The sequence below is a fragment of the Nocardioides abyssi genome (assembly GCF_030412915.1).
Lineage (GTDB): Bacteria > Actinomycetota > Actinomycetes > Propionibacteriales > Nocardioidaceae > Nocardioides > Nocardioides abyssi.
Map to the genome: position 1 here is coordinate 1 of NZ_JAUHJR010000123.1, position 281 is coordinate 281.

Below are 281 nucleotides of genomic sequence, written 5' to 3' on the forward strand. Positions count from 1 at the left end.
ACGAGGTCGTTGTCCTCGAGGCGGGTGACCTCGATCTCGGGCTGCGCGAGCGGCTCGAGCGAGTTCTCCTGCAGCGCCTCCACGTACTTCTTCGGCAGCGCGTCGTTGATGGCCTGGTCGAGGACCGCGCCCCGGCCGACCTGACGGTCGATGACCATCGGCGGCACCTTGCCCCGGCGGAACCCGGGGACGTTGATCTGCTGGGCGATCGCCTTGTAGGCCGCGTCGAGGCTCGGCTTGAGCTCCTCGAAGGGCACCTCGACGGTCAGCTTGGCCCGGGT

Annotated in this window: 1 protein-coding gene; it reads right to left on the reverse strand. The window is 69.0% G+C overall.

What is annotated here, in order from left to right:
- On the reverse strand, positions 1-281 hold a 281-nt coding region (locus tag QWY29_RS20180), incomplete at both ends, for a trigger factor family protein (RefSeq protein WP_300963017.1).